Source organism: Streptomyces sp. NPDC101178 (genome assembly GCF_044767965.1).
In the GTDB taxonomy this organism is placed as follows: Bacteria; Actinomycetota; Actinomycetes; order Streptomycetales; family Streptomycetaceae; genus Streptomyces.
Genome location: NZ_JBIWOZ010000001.1, coordinates 443,411 through 461,400, shown reverse-complemented (window position 1 = coordinate 461,400; position 17,990 = coordinate 443,411). Strand labels below are relative to the sequence as shown.

12 protein-coding genes are annotated in these 17,990 nt (G+C 72.3%); 11 read left to right on the top strand and 1 reads right to left on the bottom strand.

The annotated features are described in order from the left end of the window. Nucleotides 1–153 precede the first annotated feature (153 nt). From ACIRR8_RS02045 to ACIRR8_RS02010, 8 genes are all read left to right on the top strand, one after another. Nucleotides 154–4,299 (top strand): Rne/Rng family ribonuclease, encoded by a 4,146-nt coding sequence (locus ACIRR8_RS02045; RefSeq protein ID WP_404057935.1) that lies wholly within the window; start codon nt 154–156, stop codon nt 4,297–4,299. A gap of 332 nt (nt 4,300–4,631) precedes the next feature. After that, the gene (locus ACIRR8_RS02040) at nt 4,632–5,750 is read left to right on the top strand and encodes a DegT/DnrJ/EryC1/StrS family aminotransferase (protein ID WP_404057933.1); all 1,119 of its coding nucleotides are present in this window, start codon (nt 4,632–4,634) and stop codon (nt 5,748–5,750) included. Continuing rightward, nucleotides 5,747–6,766, top strand: coding sequence for a Gfo/Idh/MocA family protein (locus ACIRR8_RS02035; RefSeq protein ID WP_404057931.1), 1,020 nt, complete (start codon nt 5,747–5,749; stop codon nt 6,764–6,766). The genes ACIRR8_RS02040 and ACIRR8_RS02035 overlap by 4 nt, the downstream gene beginning before the upstream one ends. Next, on the top strand, nt 6,756–8,336 hold the full coding sequence (locus ACIRR8_RS02030) for a glycosyltransferase (RefSeq protein ID WP_404057929.1): 1,581 nt from the start codon (nt 6,756–6,758) through the stop codon (nt 8,334–8,336). Before ACIRR8_RS02035 ends, ACIRR8_RS02030 begins: the two co-directional genes overlap by 11 nt. Continuing rightward, entirely contained in the window at nt 8,333–9,961 is a 1,629-nt protein-coding gene (locus tag ACIRR8_RS02025; RefSeq protein ID WP_404057927.1) for a glycosyltransferase family 2 protein, read from the top strand. Before ACIRR8_RS02030 ends, ACIRR8_RS02025 begins: the two co-directional genes overlap by 4 nt. After that, nucleotides 9,958–11,244 (top strand): nucleotide sugar dehydrogenase, encoded by a 1,287-nt coding sequence (locus ACIRR8_RS02020; RefSeq protein WP_404057925.1) that lies wholly within the window; start codon nt 9,958–9,960, stop codon nt 11,242–11,244. The genes ACIRR8_RS02025 and ACIRR8_RS02020 overlap by 4 nt, the downstream gene beginning before the upstream one ends. A gap of 135 nt (nt 11,245–11,379) precedes the next feature. Continuing rightward, complete coding sequence (locus ACIRR8_RS02015; protein ID WP_404057923.1) at nt 11,380–12,708, top strand: glycosyl transferase; 1,329 nt, start codon at nt 11,380–11,382, stop codon at nt 12,706–12,708. Beyond that, the gene (locus ACIRR8_RS02010; RefSeq protein WP_404057921.1) at nt 12,705–14,840 is read left to right on the top strand and encodes a glycosyltransferase; all 2,136 of its coding nucleotides are present in this window, start codon (nt 12,705–12,707) and stop codon (nt 14,838–14,840) included. The genes ACIRR8_RS02015 and ACIRR8_RS02010 overlap by 4 nt, the downstream gene beginning before the upstream one ends. A 10-nt stretch (nt 14,841–14,850) precedes the next feature. Here ACIRR8_RS02010 and ACIRR8_RS02005 read toward each other — a convergent pair whose 3' ends face one another. Further along, nucleotides 14,851–15,465 carry an acyltransferase gene (locus ACIRR8_RS02005; RefSeq protein WP_404057919.1) on the bottom strand — a complete coding sequence of 205 codons (615 nt, stop codon included), beginning with the start codon at nt 15,463–15,465 and terminating at the stop codon, nt 14,851–14,853. A 294-nt stretch (nt 15,466–15,759) separates the two neighbouring features. Between ACIRR8_RS02005 and rplU the strand changes: the two genes are divergently transcribed. The 3 genes from rplU (at nt 15,760) to obgE (ending at nt 17,933) form a co-directional block, all read left to right on the top strand. Next, the gene (gene rplU / locus ACIRR8_RS02000) at nt 15,760–16,080 is read left to right on the top strand and encodes a 50S ribosomal protein L21 (protein ID WP_003969204.1); all 321 of its coding nucleotides are present in this window, start codon (nt 15,760–15,762) and stop codon (nt 16,078–16,080) included. A 14-nt stretch (nt 16,081–16,094) separates the two neighbouring features. Further along, nucleotides 16,095–16,352: a 50S ribosomal protein L27 gene (gene rpmA / locus ACIRR8_RS01995; protein WP_404057917.1), complete on the top strand. Its 258-nt coding sequence runs from the start codon at nt 16,095–16,097 to the stop codon at nt 16,350–16,352. Between the two features lie 144 nt (nt 16,353–16,496). Continuing rightward, nucleotides 16,497–17,933, top strand: a complete 1,437-nt coding sequence (gene obgE, locus ACIRR8_RS01990; RefSeq protein ID WP_404057915.1) for a GTPase ObgE — start codon at nt 16,497–16,499, stop codon at nt 17,931–17,933. Nucleotides 17,934–17,990: the final 57 nt, after the last annotated feature.

Below are 17,990 nucleotides of genomic sequence, written 5' to 3'. Positions count from 1 at the left end.
GGCCGTCCGCAACACCGCGGACGGAACCGGCGAGCCAAGACATCAGCTCCCGTGCGGCGCCCGCGCCCCGGACGAGCGGTATCGCACCACTGCGGACCGTGCCGGACCGGAATCAGACGCGGCGCCCGGGAGCGCGACGGGAGAACCGCCCGCATGCCTCAGCCGAACGAACCCGCCACCAACGGGAACAACGAAGAGAACACCCCCGGGGACAAGCTGCCGCCGCGCCGCAGGCGCCGCGCCGCTTCCCGCCCGGCCGGCCCGCCCGGCGCGGCCCAGGCGCCCGCCGCCGAGGAGGCCGCACCGGCCGCCGCCGTGGAGACCCCGGTGACCGCGCCCGAGACCGCTCCCGAACCGGCCGTCGAGACCGCGCCCCCCGCCCGTACGCGCCGCCGCGCCGTGCGCAAGGCGACCGCGCCCGCGGGCGCTCCGGAGACCGCAGAGGCGGTCGCCGAGGCCGTCGAGACCCCCGCTCCGGTGGCCGAGGCCCCGCTTGCGGAGCCCGCCGATGAGGTCCCGGCGCCGCGTACCCGCCGCCGCGCGGTCCGCAAGGCGACGGCTCCGGCCGGTGCCCCGCAGGCCGCCGAGGTCGTGGAGGTCGTCGAGACCTCGGCCGAGCCGGTCGTGGAGGAGACGGAGGAGGACGAGGAGCCGGTGGCCGAGGTCGCTCCGGAGCCCGCCGCCCCGCGCCGCCGCCGTGCCTCCCGCAAGGCCACTTCGCCCGCCGGTGCCCCGCAGGCCGCCGAGGCCGCCGTGGTCGTCGAGCCGGTCGCGTCCGCCGAGCCCGTGGCTGAGCCCGCCGCCGTGGCCGCCGAGCCCGCCGCCCCGGTCGCCGAGGCCCCGCGTGGCCGCACCCGCCGCCGTGCCTCCGCCCCGGCCGGCGCCCCGCAGGCCGCCGCCGAGGCCGCCGACGTGGTGAACGAGCCCGAGACCCCGGCCGCCGTCGAGCCCGCAGAGGAGGCCCCGGCGCCGCGCGGTCGCCGTCGTGCCTCCCGTAAGGCCACCTCTCCCGCCGGTGCCCCGCAGGTCACCGAGGCGGAGGAGACCGTCGAGGCCGGCGAGAGCCTGCCCGCCGCCGTCGCCGAGGAGCTCGCCGCCGAGGCGGAGGAGGTCGAGGAGGCCGCACCGCGCGGACGCCAGCGCCGCCGGGCCACCGCCGCGGCGGGCCGCCCCGAGTTCACCGCCAAGACCGAGGAGCCGACCCGCAAGGGCCGCCGCGCCACGCGCCCGGCCGTCGCCGTGTTCCAGGCCCCGGTCTTCGCCGAGCCGATGTTCCAGACCCCCGAGACGGCGGCCGCCGCCGCTGCCGCGGCCGGTCCCTCCTCCGCGTACGACGAGGTCGAGGAGGCCGAGGAGCAGATCGCCGAGACCGGGCAGACCTCCCCGCCCGCCGAGGCCGCGCCGCAGGGCCCCTCGCGCCGCCGTCGCCGCCGCCGTGGTGAGGCCGCCGAGCCCGAGCAGACCGCCGCCGCCCCGGTGGAGACGCCCGCAGAGGAGGCACCCGAGGCCGAGGCCGAGGCGGAGGAGCACGACGGCGAGGACACCGACGAGTACGGCGACCGCCCCTCGCGCCGCCGCCGTCGCGGTGGCCGCCGCCGCCGTCGCGGCGAGGCCGGAGACCAGGACGAGGCCGAGCAGCAGCACGCCGACGAGGCGCCCGCACCCGCCCGCGCCGAGGACGACCAGGCCCCGGCCCAGGCCCAGGAGGCCGACGACGAGGAGGACGACGGCGACAGCGACTCCGCCGCCTCCGGTTCGAGCAGCAGCCGCCGTCGCCGCCGTCGCCGCCGCCGCAGCGGTGACGCCGGCGCCGAGGCCGACAACGGCACCGACGACCCGGAGCGTACGGTCGTCAAGGTCCGCGAGCCCCGCAAGAAGGAGGAGCGCGAGCCCGGCACCGGCTTCGACGAGGTCCAGTCCATCAAGGGCTCGACCCGGATGGAGGCCAAGAAGCAGCGCCGCCGCGAGGGACGCGAGCAGGGCCGCCGCCGCGTCCCGATCATCACCGAGGCGGAGTTCCTCGCGCGCCGCGAGGCCGTCGAGCGCGTGATGGTCGTCCGCCAGAGCGGCGAGCGCACCCAGATCGGCGTCCTCGAGGACAACGTGCTCGTCGAGCACTACGTCAACAAGGAGCAGGCCACCAGCTACGTCGGCAACGTCTACCTGGGCAAGGTGCAGAACGTCCTGCCCTCCATGGAGGCCGCGTTCGTCGACATCGGCAAGGGCCGCAACGCCGTCCTGTACGCCGGTGAGGTCAACTTCGAGGCGCTCGGCATGGCCCACGGGCCGCGCCGCATCGAGACCGCGCTCAAGTCCGGCCAGTCCGTCCTGGTCCAGGTGACCAAGGACCCGATCGGCCACAAGGGCGCCCGCCTCACCAGCCAGGTCTCGCTGCCCGGCCGCTACCTGGTCTACGTGCCCGAGGGCTCGATGACCGGGATCAGCCGCAAGCTGCCCGACACCGAGCGCTCCCGCCTCAAGACGATCCTCAAGAAGATCGTCCCCGAGGACGCGGGCGTCATCGTGCGCACCGCCGCCGAGGGCGCCAGCGAGGACGAGCTGCGCCGTGACGTCGAGCGGCTCCAGCAGCAGTGGGAGGAGATCCAGAAGAAGGCGAAGGGCACCAGCGGCTCCAACGCGCCGACGCTGCTCTACGGCGAGCCGGACATGACCGTCCGGGTCGTGCGCGACATCTTCAACGAGGACTTCTCCAAGGTCATCGTCAGCGGTGACGACGCGTGGGAGACGATCCACGGGTACGTCTCGCACGTGGCGCCCGACCTGACCGAGCGGCTCTCGCGCTGGACGTCCGAGGTCGACGTCTTCGCGACGTACCGCATCGACGAGCAGCTGATGAAGGCGCTGGACCGCAAGGTCTACCTGCCCAGCGGCGGTTCGCTGGTGATCGACAAGACCGAGGCGATGGTCGTCGTCGACGTCAACACCGGCAAGTTCACCGGCCAGGGCGGCAACCTGGAGGAGACCGTCACCAGGAACAACCTGGAGGCGGCAGAGGAGATCGTGCGCCAGCTGCGGCTGCGCGACCTCGGCGGCATCGTCGTCGTCGACTTCATCGACATGGTGCTGGAGTCCAACCGGGACCTGGTCCTGCGGCGCCTGCTGGAGTGCCTGGGCCGCGACCGCACCAAGCACCAGGTCGCCGAGGTCACCTCGCTCGGCCTGGTCCAGATGACCCGCAAGCGGGTGGGCCAGGGCCTGCTGGAGTCCTTCTCCGAGACCTGCGTCCACTGCAACGGGCGCGGTGTGATCGTCCACATGGAGCAGCCGACGTCCGCCGGTGGCGGCGGCGGCGGTTCCAAGAAGTCCAAGAAGCGCCGTGGCGGCGCGGGGCAGGACCACGAGCACGGTCACGAGCAGGACCACGGCCACGAGGACCAGGCCGCCGAGCCCGCCGAGACCGAGGCCGAGCTGGCCGCCGAGGTCGCCGCGCCGGTGGCGGTGGAGCCCGAGGTCGCCGCGGACGAGGAGTTCTACAGCAGCCCGGCCGAGGCCGAGGCGGCCGCCGGCCGTGGCCGTGGCCGCCGCCGCGCCTCCCGCAAGGCGTCGGCCCCGGCCGGCGCCCCGAGGACCGAGGCTCCCGCTCCGGCCCCCGCCATCGAGGCCGAGCCGGTCGCCGAGCCGGTCCTCGACACGCCCGAGCCGCCGAAGATCCCGGAAGCACAGGAGGCGGCCGAGGCCGCGCCCCAGGGCCGTACGCGCCGTCGCGCCACCCGTAAGGCGTCCGCCCCGGCGGGTTCGCCGAAGCAGGCCGAGCCGGCGGAGCCCGTACAGCCGGCCGAGCCCGCCACGGACCCGGTCGCCGTCGAGGACCCGGTCGTCGAGGCGCCCGCCGAGCCCGCTCCCGTACAGGAGGCGTCCGAGGCGGAAGCCCCCGAGGAGGCCGCACCGCCGCGGGCCCGTCGCCGGGCGACCCGTAAGGCCACCGCTCCGGCGGGTTCGCCGACGGGCGCGGACGAGGCGGCGGTCCTCGTCGTCGGGTCGGCGCCCGATCCGAAGGCCTCCGAGGCCCCGGAGACCGAGGCCGCCGAGGCTCCCGCGTCCGGTGAGCCGGAGGAGGCGCCGGTGGCGAAGAAGACGGCCCGCAAGGCCGCCGCCAAGAAGGCTCCGGCGAAGAAGGCGGTGGCCAAGAAGACGGCCGCCAAGAAGACCGCCGCGAAGAAGACGACGGCGAAGACGGCCGCGAAGAAGGCGACCAAGAAGACCGTCGCCGCCGAGCAGGCGTCGCCTTCCGTGACCGCTTCGGCGCCGTCCTCCGACGGTGAGGCGTCAGCCGGCTGACGATTCCCCGCAATCGTTCGTTCATTGTCCGTGGCCCGTCCCGTTACTTTCGGAGGCGGGCCACGGGCTTTGTACCAGAACTGATGCAAAGTGAGTTAACGTCGCTGAAATGGGTTGTGAAATCACTGATAATGTGATGACGGCTGTTGGACTGTCAGAGTTCTTCGCAGAAACTACAATTGGTGACCGGCCCCGGTGACCCATCAGACCGGACCTGATTCCCCCGGGAGGGCGTCGGCGTCACGCCGACGGGGTTTCGCGCGGCTGTGCGCGGTGTCCGCAATCCAGAATTCTGCCGGTAACGAGCTCTTGCGGTGTCAAGGAGGACGTCCATGACGAGCATCAACGAGCAGCCGATTCCCGCTGCCCGACCCGTCATCGGGGAAGACGAGATCGAGGCCGCCGTACGCGTACTGCGCAGCGGCCGGGTCGTGCAGGGGCCCGAGGTCGCGGCCTTCGAGGAGGGCTTCTCCCGCCTGGTCGACGGACGGCACTGCGTCGCCGTCAACTCGGGCACCTCGGCTCTCCAGCTGCTGCTCCTGGCCCTCGGGATCGGCCCCGGTGACGAGGTGATCGTCCCCTCGTTCTCCTTCGCGGCCTCCGCCAACGCGGTACGGCTGACCGGCGCCGACGTGGTCTTCGCCGACATCGAGCCGGACGGTTTCGGACTCGACCCGGCGGCCGTCGAAGCCGCGATCACCCCGCGCACCGCCGCGATCATGCCGGTCCACCTCTACGGCCACCCGGCCGCGATGGACAAGCTCATGCCGATCGCCGAGAAGCACCGCCTCGCCGTGGTCGAGGACGCCTGCCAGGCCCACGCGGCGGCACTGAACGGCAGGCCGGTCGGCGCGTTCGGCGCGGGCGGCACCTTCAGCTTCTACCCCACCAAGAACATGCACGCGCTCGAAGGCGGCATGGTCACCACGGCCGACGCCGGACTGGCCCGTACGCTGCGCCTCCTGCGCAACCAGGGCATGGAGCAGCGGTACGCCAACGAGATCGTCGGCGCCAACATGCGGATGACCGACGTCTCCGCCGCGATCGGCCGTGTCCAGCTCGCCAAGGTCGAGGAGTGGACCGAGCAGCGCCGCGCCAACGCCGCGTACCTGGACGCCCACATCACCGCCCCGGCCGTCACCACACCGCCGGTGGCCGAAGGCGCCCGGCACGTCTACCACCAGTACACCGTGCGGATCCGCGGCGACCGGGACGCCGCGATGGCGAGGCTCACCGAGGCGGGCGTCGGCAACGCGGTCTACTACCCGACGCCGATCCACCGCCTCAAGCCCTACTGGGAGCCGGACCAGAAGGCGGGCCGGACCTGGGAGCTGCCCCGAACCGAGAAGGCGGCGGCCGAGGTCGTCTCGCTGCCCGTCCACCCCTCGCTCACCCGGAACGACCTGGAGCGCATCGTGGCCGCCGTGAACTCGCTGGGGGAGAACCTGTGACCGCCGCTCTGAAGGCCGGGCTCATCGGCCTCGGCTCCATGGGCCGCAACCACGCCCGGATCCTCTCCGGCCTGGAAGGCGTCGAGCTGGCCGGCGTCGTCGAGCCGATGGGCGACCGGAACGGCTGGGCGCAGGGCGCGCCCGTCCTGTCCACCGTCGACGAGCTCCTCGCCCGCGGTATCGACTACGCCGTCGTCGCCTGCCCCACCGGCCTGCACGAGAAGGTCGGCCTCCAGCTCGCCGACGCCGGTGTCTGCGCCCTGATCGAGAAGCCGCTCGCGGACAGCGTCGAGGGCGCCCGCCGCCTGGTCGAGGCGTTCGAGGCCCGTGACCTGGTCGCGGGCGTCGGCCACATCGAGCGGTGCAACCCGGCCCTGCTCTCGCTCCGCGCCCGCCTGGAGGCCGGTGAGCTCGGCGACGTCTACCAAGTCGTCACCCGCCGCCAGGGCCCCTTCCCGCACCGGATCGCCGACGTCGGCGTGGTCAAGGACCTCGCCACGCACGACATCGACCTGACAGGCTGGGTCACCGGCCAGTCGTACACGTCGATCGCCGCGCACACCGTCTCCAAGTCGGGCCGTCCGCACGAGGACATGGTCTCCGCCGTCGGCCAGCTCTCCGACGGCACGATGGTCAACCACCTGGTCAACTGGCTGAGCCCGCTCAAGGAGCGGTTCACCTCGGTCACCGGCGAGCGCGGCTGTTTCATCGCCGACACCCTCACCGCCGACCTCACCTTCCACTCCAACGCCGCGGTCACCACCGAGTGGGAGGCGCTGCGCGCCTTCCGCGGGGTGTCAGAGGGCGACATGATCCGTTATGCCATCCCCAAGCGCGAGCCCCTGCTTGTCGAGCACGAACTCTTCCGCGACGCTGTGCGCGGGGAGTCCGCGGATGTCTGCACCCTGCGGCAGGGGCTCCTCACCGTCGAGGTGGCCGAAGCCGTGCTGGAGTCCGCCACGACCCGCACCACCGTTACTCTCACGGCCCCGGACCGGACGGAACATGGCACCTGAACTCCCCTCGTACCCAGACCTCGCCGCACTGCCCCGCAAGGGTGCACGCGGTCGTATCGTCATGCTCGTCGACAACAGCGTGCACGGCGACTCCCGTGTGCAGAAGCAGGCCGGTTCGGCCGCCGCGGCCGGCTGGGACGTCATCCTGCTCGGCAAGTTCTCCGGCAAGGAGGAGGAGACGGCCTGGCAGCTCGGTGAGGCCGAGGTCCGCCTCCTCGGCGTCAAGTCCAAGATGTCGACCCGTCCCAAGGACCTGCGCGGCGCGCCGATCCGCCGCCCGCTGGCCTACCCGTCCGAGCGCGTGGCCGAGTTCCGTACGCAGCAGGTCAAGGCCTGGCGCGCGGACCTCCGGGTCCGTGGCGCCGCGCTGAGGACCGGCGAGGACCGCTCCGTGCTCGGCTCCACCGGCGGTCAGGTGTGGCTCGCGGCGCGCAAGGGCGCGGCCAAGGCCACCAGCCGCTGGGTGAAGCTGCGCTCGCGCCACACCAGGAAGCTCCGCGGCCTGCGCAGGACCCGCTCCGCCGCCGTGGACAAGGCGGCCACCGCCTTCTGGCTGAAGACGATGGGTGACCGCGCGTGGCGGCGGCTGGACCCCAGCGTCTGGGACTTCGAACTGAGTTACGGGCCCGTCATCGACGTGCTCCAGCCGGACATCATCCACGCCAACGACTTCCGGATGCTCGGCGTCGGCTCCCGCGCCAAGCTCCGCGCCCGCGCGGCCGGCCGGAAGGTCTCCCTCGTCTGGGACGCCCACGAGTACCTGCCCGGCGTGCGCTCCTGGGTCAACCAGCGGAAGCTCCCGGCGATGGTGGCGTACGAACGCGAGCACGCCAAGTACGCCGACGCGGTGGTCACCGTCTCCGGCGGCCTGGCCGACCTGCTGCAGAAGACCCACAAGCTGCCCGAGCGCCCGGACGTCGTGCTCAACGCGCCGGAGGCCGCCGAGGCCTCCCGCTTCACCGCTCTGCCCGTTCCCGACCTGCGCGCTCTCTGCGGCATCGGCCCGGATGTGCCGCTGCTGGTCTACAGCGGCCTCGCCGCCCGCCAGCGCGGCCTGGACGTCATGGTGGACGGCCTCCCGGAGCTGCCCGGCGCCCATGTCGCGTTCGTGGCCAGCCACCCCGAGCTGCCGTACATCCGTACGCTGATGAAGCGGGCCGAGGAGCTCGGCGTCCAGGACCGGGTGCACGCCATGCCCTACGTGCCGCACTGGCAGGTCGTCTCGTTCCTGTCGACCGCCGATGTCGGCGTCATCCCGATCCACCACTGGCCGAACCACGAGATCGCGCTTATCACCAAGTTCTTCGAGTACTCGCACGCCCGGCTGCCGCTGGTGGTCAGCGATGTGAAGACGATGGCCGAGATGACCCGCCAGACCGGTCAGGGCGAGGTCTTCGAGGCGGAGAACGTCACGGACTACGTCCGCGCCGTCCGGGCCGTGCTCGACGCGCCCAAGCGCTACACCGCCGCCTACGAGGTCGAAGGCCGGCTGGACGAGTGGACCTGGGAAGCCCAGGCCGACGTTCTCGACGGGGTCTACACCCGACTGATGCGAGGTACGGCGAGATGACCGGAACACCCGACGTCAGTGTGGTCGTCGCCGTCTACAACACGATGCCGTACCTCACCGAATGCCTGAACTCCCTGGTGAGGCAGACCATCGGCGAGGACCGGCTGGAAGTCATCGCGGTGGACGACGGATCCACCGACGACAGCGGCCGCGAGCTGGACCGTTTCGCGGAGAGGTACCCGGACGTCTTCACCGTGGTCCACCAGCCCAACTCCGGCGGACCCGCGGCCCCGAGCAACCGTGCCCTGGAGCTGGCCACCGGCCGGTACGTCTATTTCATCGGCTCCGACGACTACCTCGGCGAAGAGGCGCTGGAGCGGATGGTCGCCTGTGCCGACGCCAACGAGTCCGACGTGGTCGTCGGCAAGATGGTCGGCACCAACGGGCGCTACGTCCACCAGAAGCTGTTCTCCGGCAACCGGACAGATGTCAGCCTCTACGACTCGGCGCTGCCCTTCACGCTCGCCAACACCAAGCTCTTCCGCCGCGAGCTGGTGGAGAAGCACGGACTGCGGTTCCCCGAGGACCTGCCCGTCGGCAGCGACCAGCCGTTCACCATAGAGGCGTGCGTCAAGGCCCGGAGGATCTCGGTCCTCGCGGACTACACGTACTACTACGCGGTCAAGCGCGGCGACGCGAGCAACATCACCTACCGCGCCGACCACCTGGCCCGCCTCCGGTGCACGGCGCGCATCATGGACCACACCGCCGGGCTCGTCGAGGCCGGACCGCAGCGCGACGCCGTCCTCAAGCGGCACTTCGAGTGGGAGCTGTCCAAGCTCATGCTCGACGACTTCCCGGCGCTCCCTCCGGAGACCCGGAAGGAGATCTGCGACGGACTGGCCGCTCTCCAGGACGCCTACTTCACCGACACCCTGCGCGACGCGACCGGCGTGAAGAGACGGGTCCGCCTCGGCCTCGCCCAGCGCGGCGCCGTGGCGGAGCTCACCCGGGCCATCGCGGACGAGGCGGAGCACGGCGCTCCGCCCTTCCTGCTGGAAGGAGGCCGCGCCTACGCCCTCTACCCCGGCTTCCGGGACGCCGCGATCGGTCTCGACGACCGGTGGTACGAGGCACGCGAGTCGGTCGCCGGCCGGATCGCGGACGGTACGAAGCTGCTGTCGGCCGCCTGGGAGCAGGACGGGTCGGACCTCACCCTCGCCCTGAAGCTGCGGATCGGCCTCACCGGCGACACCCCGCCCGCCTTCGTCGCCCTCGCCCACGGCGCCCTGCCCAAGAGCGCCGGCAAGGCCGGCGGCCGCAGACTGCCCAAGGACGCCCAGCGCCCGGAGGCGGTCGGCGAGTTCACCCAGGAACCCGCCGATGACGGCACCGGCACCCTGCTGACCGCACGCATCCCCGTCGACCTGATCCACGCCAAGCGCGGCGTCCGCCTCTACGTCGACGTCGCGGGCAACCCGTACGAGATCGCGGTCCGCACCGGCGGCCTGCCGATGCCGCTGGCCCGCCGGGTGGGGACGACCACGCCCCACCGGGTCTCGGCCAACCCGAACGCCAAGGGGCGGCTCGTCATCACGACGGCCCTGCTGTGGGAACCGAAGCCCCCGCTGCGCCCCCGGCTGCGCCGACTGCTGTCCAGGCTGAAGAGGAAAGTGTCCCGATGAACATCTGTGTAGTCGCGCTCGGCAAGATCGGGCTCCCGCTCGCCGTGCAGTTCGCCGCCAAGGGCCACCGGGTCATCGGCGCGGACGTCAACGAGAAGGTCGTCGAGCTGGTCAACGCGGCCACCGAGCCCTTCCCCGGCGAGTACGACCTCGGTGCCAAGCTCAAGGAGACGGTCGGCGCCGGCCTGCTCTCCGCGACGACGGACACCACCGCCGCGGTCGCCGCGTCCGACGCCGTCGTGGTCGTCGTCCCGCTCTTCGTGGACGCCGAGGGCACGCCGGACTTCGGCTGGATGGACGCCGCCACCAAGGCCATCGCGGCCGGACTGAAGCCCGGCACCCTGGTCAGCTACGAGACCACGCTGCCCGTCGGCACGACCCGTACGCGCTGGGCGCCGATGCTGGCCGAGGGCTCCGGCCTGACGCCGGGCGACGACTTCCATCTGGTCTTCTCGCCGGAGCGGGTGCTGACCGGCCGGATCTTCGCCGACCTGCGCCGCTACCCGAAGCTCGTCGGCGGCATCGACGAGGCGTCCGCCGCGGCCGGCGTGGCGTTCTACGAGGCCGTCCTCGACTTCGACCAGCGCGACGACCTGCCCCGTCCCAACGGCGTCTGGGACCTCGGTACGGCGGAGGCCTCCGAGCTGGCGAAGCTCGCCGAGACCACCTACCGGGACGTCAACATCGGCCTGGCCAACCAGTTCGCCCGCTTCGCCGACCGGAACGACATCGACGTCAAGAAGGTCATCGAGGCCTGCAACAGCCAGCCCTACAGCCACATCCACCAGCCCGGCATCGCCGTCGGCGGCCACTGCATCCCGATCTATCCGCGGATGTACCTGTGGAACGACCCCGAGGCCACCGTCGTCCGCGCGGCCCGCGAGGCGAACGTCGCCATGCCGTCGTACGCCGTCGATCTGCTGGCCGCCGCCTACGGCGACCTGGACGGCGTCGGGGTCCTGGTGCTGGGCGCCGCCTACCGCGGCGGCGTCAAGGAGACCGCGTTCTCCGGTGTCTACGGGGTCGTGGAGGCGCTGAGGGCGCGCGGCGCGATGCCGTTCGTCTCGGACCCGCTCTACACCCCCGAGGAGCTGACCGCGCTCGGTCTGGTCCCGCACGACGGCCGGCAGGCCGTCACCGCGGCGATCCTCCAGGCCGATCACGCCGAGTACCGCGAACTCGCCGCCGCCGATCTGCCGGACGTCCGCGTCCTGGTCGACGGCCGTCGTACGACGGACCCGGAGAAGTGGGCCGGCGTACGACGCGTAGTGATCGGCGGCTGACCTTCCGTAGACGACGGGGGCAGGGGTGAAGGCCTGCCGTGCTAGCGTTTTTATGTGCCTAACACCCCTGCTCCGCACCATGTGATTTACCTGGCGATCGGGTTTCCCCCCGCTGCGAAAAGCTGCGCCTACCGTATGCGTGAAACGGCCAACCAATTCGTCTCGCAAGGCTGGGACGTCACGGTGGTGACCATTGCCGACGAGTCCTGGGAGCGGGACTTCGGCCTCGACCACACGCTCTCGGAGCCGGTCGATCCGCGCGTACGCGTCGTGAAGCTTCCGCTGGTGCGCGAGGACCTGGAAACCGATATCCGGAAGTTCTCGGAGGACCGCGCACTGAGGCCCGCGCAGTGGGTCGCCGCTTACCGCAAGAAAGGGATGAAGGATTTCCCCGAGCCGATCTACGGCGGCTGGAAGGCCGACCTGGAACGGGCGGTCGAGCGCATTCACCGGAACAGGCCCGCCGACCTCGTCCTCGCGACCTGCGTGCCGTACGTGAACATGGCCGCGGCCCTGCACCTCTGGGAGACGCGGAAGGTTCCGTACGCGATCGACTTCCGGGACGGCTGGTCCGTCGACGTGATCGAGGGCGGCGAGGCGTTCACCGCCGACTCGCCCTCCGGCGTGTGGGAGCGCAAGGTGCTCAGCCACGCGCTCTCCCTGTGGCTGGTGAACGACCCGATCGCCGAGTGGTACCGCGAACGCCACCCCGATCTCGCCGACCGCGTCCACGTCGTGCGCAACGGGTACGACGAGGACAGCGTCCCGGCCCGGACCCGCACCCCCGATCCCGAGGCCGGCCTGACCTTCGGCCACCTCGGTGTGGTGACCTCACCGCCCCGCGTCCTCAAGGCCGTTCTCGACGGCTGGCGCCTCGCCCGCGAACGGGACCCGCTCGTCGCCCGCTCCCGGCTGGAGATCCGCGGCCAGATCGGCTCCGGAGCCACCCGGGAGGCCAACGCCCATATAGAGATGATCCGTCAGGCGCACGCCCGTGGCGAAGAGGTGAGCTTCGGAGGACCGGCGCCCAAGGCCGATGTGCCGGACATCTTCGCGGGCTGGGACGTCCTGCTGATGATGATCATGGGCGGGAAGTACATGACCTCCGGCAAGGTGTACGAGTACGCCGCGACCGGCCTGCCGGTCATGTCCGCGCACGCGGTGGAGCACGACGCGACCACCGTGATGACCGGCCATCCGCTGTGGACCGGAGCCACCGGCTTCGACGAGGAGGAGCTGGCCGCCGGCTACTCCCGTGCGGCGAAGCTCGCCGTGGAGGCGGGCGAGGAGGACCGGGCGGCGGCCAGGCGCCACGCGGCGCAGTACGCGCGAGCGGCCCAACTGGGCCCCGCCGTCCGCCGTCTCATCCGCCAGGCCGTCTCGGGCGGCCCCGACGGCGACCAGGGCTCCGGGACGGCGTCCACGGCCCCCGGCACCCAAGAGGTGGAGGACCTCTCCGTATGACGCACGTACTTCTGATCGCCGGAACACGGCCGCAGCCCGCGGTCCTCAAGGCGTCGCTGGAGAAGTTCCGGGCGGCGGGCGCCACCGTCGAACTGGCGGGCCTCTTCGCACCGGACGACATCGACCCCGGTCTCGAACTGGCCGCACTGCGCTCCCTTCAGGAGGCGGCCGCCGGGCGCGGCCGGACGTTCGAGAAGCGCGTGGCCAAGCTCTCCGCCCCGCGCCGCGTCTGGGCCTCGGCCGAAGGCGACCGGCAGGTGCGCGGTTCGGGCCGCCGGGCCCACGTCCTGGTCGCCCTGGACGCCTCCGCCGTCTACACGGTGTGGCGGCTGGCCCAGGTGAACCGCCGGGCCCACGCGGTCTTCGGCATCGCCCCCGCGCTCAAGGCCGTCGAGGACCGCCGCGAGCGCCCGGTGCACTACGCGCTGCGGGCCGTCGCCCGGAGCGTGCCGACCCCGGCCGGCGCCGCCCGCTCCACCAAGCGCGGCGTCCGGCGCGTGGCCGGCGGTGTGCTGCGCCGCGCCTCGTCCCCGGCCGTCCTGCGCACCGCGCTCGGCGCCAAGTCGTGGCGCGGCGCGGTGGCCGCGCCCAAGGTGCCGGACCGGCTGCGGGCCGAGCTGGCCCGGCGCGTCAGCCTGAGCATGGCCGAAGGCGGCCGCAAGGCCGGCGCCACCCTGGTGCTGCGGGACGCCGCCCGGCTCACCTCCGACCAAGAGCTCCGCGCGGATCTGCTCGCCGAGGCCGCCCGCGCGGACCTGGACCGTGGGCACGACGACGCGGCGCTGCGCCGGTCCGCGTACGAGGCGGCGCTCACGATCGCGGACCGGCACCACGCGAAGGGCGGGGCGAAGAAGGCCGCGGCCTCGCTCTCCTCGGCCTTCACCCTCGCCTTCCCGCGCGCCGTCCACTTCGACTCGCTCACCTCGCCGCTGGCCGAGGACCCGGCCGGCTATCTGGCGCCCTTCCGCGCGAGCACGGCGTTCCAGGCGCTGACCGCGCCGCGCGGCCGTGCGCTGCCCGCCGCCGCCCCGCCGGCCGGCCGGCCGCTGCGGCTGCTGGTCACGACGTACTCCAACGCCAACTTCCTGCAGTCGATCCGCGACCGGTACGCCGACCACCCTGGCGTCGAGATCCGCTTCCTGGAGGTCAAGGAGGACGACACGCTGCGGCCGCTCGCGCGCGGCGCCCAGCGGATGATGGAGTACGCGCTCGGCGGCGCGGCCCCCCTCGGGGAGCAGGCCGAGGAGGCGCTCCGGCCCCATCTGGACTGGGCGGACACGGTGTTCGTCGACTGGTGCACCAATGCCGCGGCCCTGTTCACGCTGGTCGATCCGGGCACCACGCGGATCGTCGTACGGCTGCACAGCTACGAGGCGTTCACCCTCTGGCCGCACCTGGTGGACCTGGACCGGGTCGACGACCTGGTCTTCGTCGGGGACCACCTGCGCGACCTGGTCGTCGACTGCCTGCCGCGCCTGCGGGAGCCGGGCGCGCCGGCGCTGCACGTCATCGCCAACGCCATGGACCTGGAGCGGTTCCAGCGCGGGAAGAGCGGCGCCGGCGTCCGCTTCACCGTCGGGCTGATCGGCGCGGGCGTCGTCGCCAAGGACCCGCGCTGGGCCGTCGAGGTGCTGCGGCTGCTGCGGGAGCGGGACGAGCGCTACCGGCTGGTCGTCATCGGCAACGGCCTGGACCGCAAGGCCAGCGCCGCCGCCCGCGCCTACGACGACCTGCTCCGGCGGGACCTGGCCGAGCTGGAGCCCGGCGGAGCGGTTCAGCTGCTGGGCCGTACGGAGGACGTTCCGGGCGCGCTCACCGGGGTCGGCGTGATCCTGAGCAGCTCGGTGCGCGAGAGCTTCCACTGCGGGCTGGTCGAAGGCGCCGCCAGCGGGGCGCTGCCGGTCGTCCGCGACTGGCCGTTCTTCGCGGGCAAGGAGCACGGCGCCCGCACGCTCTTCCCCGCCGACTGGGTCGTCGCCTCACCGCGGGAGGCCGCCGACCGCATCCTCGCGCTGACGGCCACGGAGGAGACCTGGCGCGAGGCGGCGGCCGGGGCGGCGAAACACGCGCTGACCACCTGGGACTGGCCGGTGATCAGCCCCGGGTTCGACCGGCTGCTGCTGGAGGACTGAGCGGCAGACCTCAGGGGGCAGGCGTGATCCGCTGCTCCCTGAGGACCCCGTCCTCCTCCTCGTACACCGTCCCGCCCTGCGGGCACTCCCACACGCCCGGCTCACCCTCGCGCGCCACCAGGCGCACACCGCTGCGGCCGACCCAGCCGATCCGCCGCGCCGGTACGCCGACGACCAGCGCGAAGTCCGGGACGTCCTTGGTCACCACGGCGCCCGCAGCGACCATGGCCCAGCGGCCGATCCGCACCGGCGCGACACAGACGGAACGCGCACCGAGCGAGGCTCCCTCGGCGACCTGCACGCCGACCGCCTCCCAGTCGCCACCGCGCTTCTGCTTGCCGTCGGGGTCCACCGAGCGCGGGTACTGGTCGTTGGTGAGGACCACCGCCGGGCCGACGAAGACGCCGTCGCCGAGCTCGGCGGGCTCGTAGACGAGGGCGTAGTTCTGGATCTTGACGTTGTCGCCGATGCGGACGCCGGTGCCGACGTAGGCGCCGCGGCCGACGACGCAGCCCTCGCCGAGCTTCGCGTCCTCACGGATCTGCGCCAGCTCCCAGACGCTGCTGCCGGCGCCGATCTCGGCACTGCCGTCGACCTGGGCGGTGGGCTGGACCCTGTAGTTCACGGTGTGTGCCTTCCGGAGAGCTGACTGGCCCGGAAAGCATAGGTGCGCCCGCGGTTCCGGAGGGGCCGCAGCGGGGCCGCCACCCCGGTTTGACCCCCCACGCCCCGGCCCCGTACCCTTGACCCTCGGTGTGTTTACTTGACGCGCCTACCCCTGAGCACATCCCTCCCGGTAACGGTCGGTGTTCGCGCCGTCCGCCAGGAGAGGCCGCTCATCCTTCCGGATCGTCCCGGGCCCCGGCCCGTGCGAGCGGCTGGCATCAGGGGATCCGTTCCGAGCGAGAGAGAGATCCGCGTGTACGCCATCGTGCGCAGCGGTGGTCGCCAGCACAAGGTTGCTGTCGGCGACATCGTTGAGGTTGACAAGATTTCCACTGCCAAGGTTGGCGACACGGTCGAGCTCTCGACCCTGCTCGTTGTCGACGGTGACGCGGTCACCAGCGACCCGTGGGTGCTGGACGGCATCAAGGTCACGGCTGAGATCGTGGACCACCACAAGGGCGCGAAGATCGACATCCTTCGCTACAAGAACAAGACCGGCTACCGCCGTCGCCAGGGTCACCGCCAGCAGTACACGGCGATCAAGGTCACCGGTATCCCCGCGGCTGCGAAGTAAGGGACTGAGAACACATGGCACACAAGAAGGGCGCATCGTCCACTCGGAACGGGCGCGATTCCAATGCTCAGCGGCTCGGCGTGAAGCGCTTCGGCGGTCAGGCCGTCAACGCCGGTGAGATCCTGGTCCGCCAGCGTGGCACCCACTTCCACCCGGGCACGGGCGTCGGCCGTGGCGGCGACGACACGCTGTTCGCGCTGACCGCCGGTGCGGTGCAGTTCGGTACGCACCGTGGCCGCAAGGTCGTGAACATCGTTCCGCTCGCCGTCTGATCCTGTCGACGCGCGCGTAACGGCACACAGCACCTTCCGAGGGCGGATCTCAGCTTTCCCGGCAACCGGGGAAGCGGGTCCGCCCTCGGCGTGTTACGACAGAGACAATTCCGTATTTACCTGCTGTACCTGGAGGCACCCACCATGACCACCTTCGTGGACCGCGTCGAGCTGCATGCCGCCGCGGGTAACGGAGGCCACGGCTGCGCCTCCGTACACCGGGAGAAGTTCAAGCCGCTCGGCGGCCCCGACGGGGGCAACGGCGGACGCGGCGGCGATGTGATCCTCGTCGTCGAGCAGTCCGTGACCACGCTGCTGGACTACCACCACAGCCCGCACCGCAAGGCCACCAACGGCCAGCCCGGCGCCGGTGACAACCGCTCCGGCAAGGACGGCCAGGACCTGGTCCTGCCCGTGCCCGACGGCACCGTCGTCCTCGACAAGGCAGGCAACGTGCTCGCCGATCTCGTCGGCCAGGGCACCACCTTCGTCGCCGGCCAGGGCGGCCGCGGCGGCCTCGGCAACGCGGCGCTCGCCTCCGCCCGCCGCAAGGCGCCCGGCTTCGCGCTGCTCGGTGAGCCGGGGGAGAGCCGGGACATCGTCCTGGAGCTCAAGACCGTCGCCGACGTGGCCCTCGTGGGATACCCGAGCGCGGGCAAGTCCTCGCTGATCTCGGTGCTCTCCGCCGCCAAGCCGAAGATCGCGGACTACCCCTTCACCACGCTCGTCCCGAACCTCGGCGTCGTCACCGCCGGTTCGACCGTGTACACCATCGCGGACGTCCCTGGCCTCATCCCCGGCGCCAGCCAGGGCAAGGGCCTCGGCCTGGAGTTCCTGCGCCACGTCGAGCGCTGCTCGGTCCTCGTGCACGTCCTGGACACCGCCACGCTGGAGTCCGACCGCGACCCCGTCTCCGACCTCGACATCATCGAGGAGGAGCTGCGCCAGTACGGCGGCCTGGAGAACCGGCCCCGCATCGTCGCCCTCAACAAGGTCGACATCCCCGACGGCCAGGACCTCGCCGACATGATCCGCCCCGACCTGGAGGCCCGCGGCTACCAGGTCTTCGAGGTCTCCGCCATCGCGCACAAGGGTCTCAAGGAGCTGAGCTTCGCGCTCGCCGGGATCATCGCGAAGGCGCGTGCCGCCAAGCCGAAGGAGGAGGCGACCCGCATCGTCATCCGTCCCAAGGCCGTCGACGACGCGGGCTTCACCGTCACCCTGGACGACGAGGGCATCTACCGGGTGCGCGGCGAGAAGCCCGAGCGCTGGGTGCGCCAGACCGACTTCAACAACGACGAGGCCGTCGGCTACCTCGCGGACCGGCTCAACCGCCTCGGTGTCGAGGACGCCCTGATGAAGACGGGCGCCCGGGCCGGCGACGGCGTCGCGATCGGCCCCGAGGAGAACGCGGTCGTCTTCGACTGGGAGCCGACCGTGAGCGCCGGTGCCGAGATGCTCGGCCGCCGTGGCGAGGACCACCGCCTGGAGGAGCCGCGCCCGGCCGCGCAGCGCCGCCGGGACCGTGATGCGGAGCGTGACGACGCGGAGAAGGAGTACGACGAGTTCGACCCCTTCTAGGAAGCGTGCGCCCTCGCACGGGCGCACCGCTGCCACGACCGGACGGTCCGGTTCCGT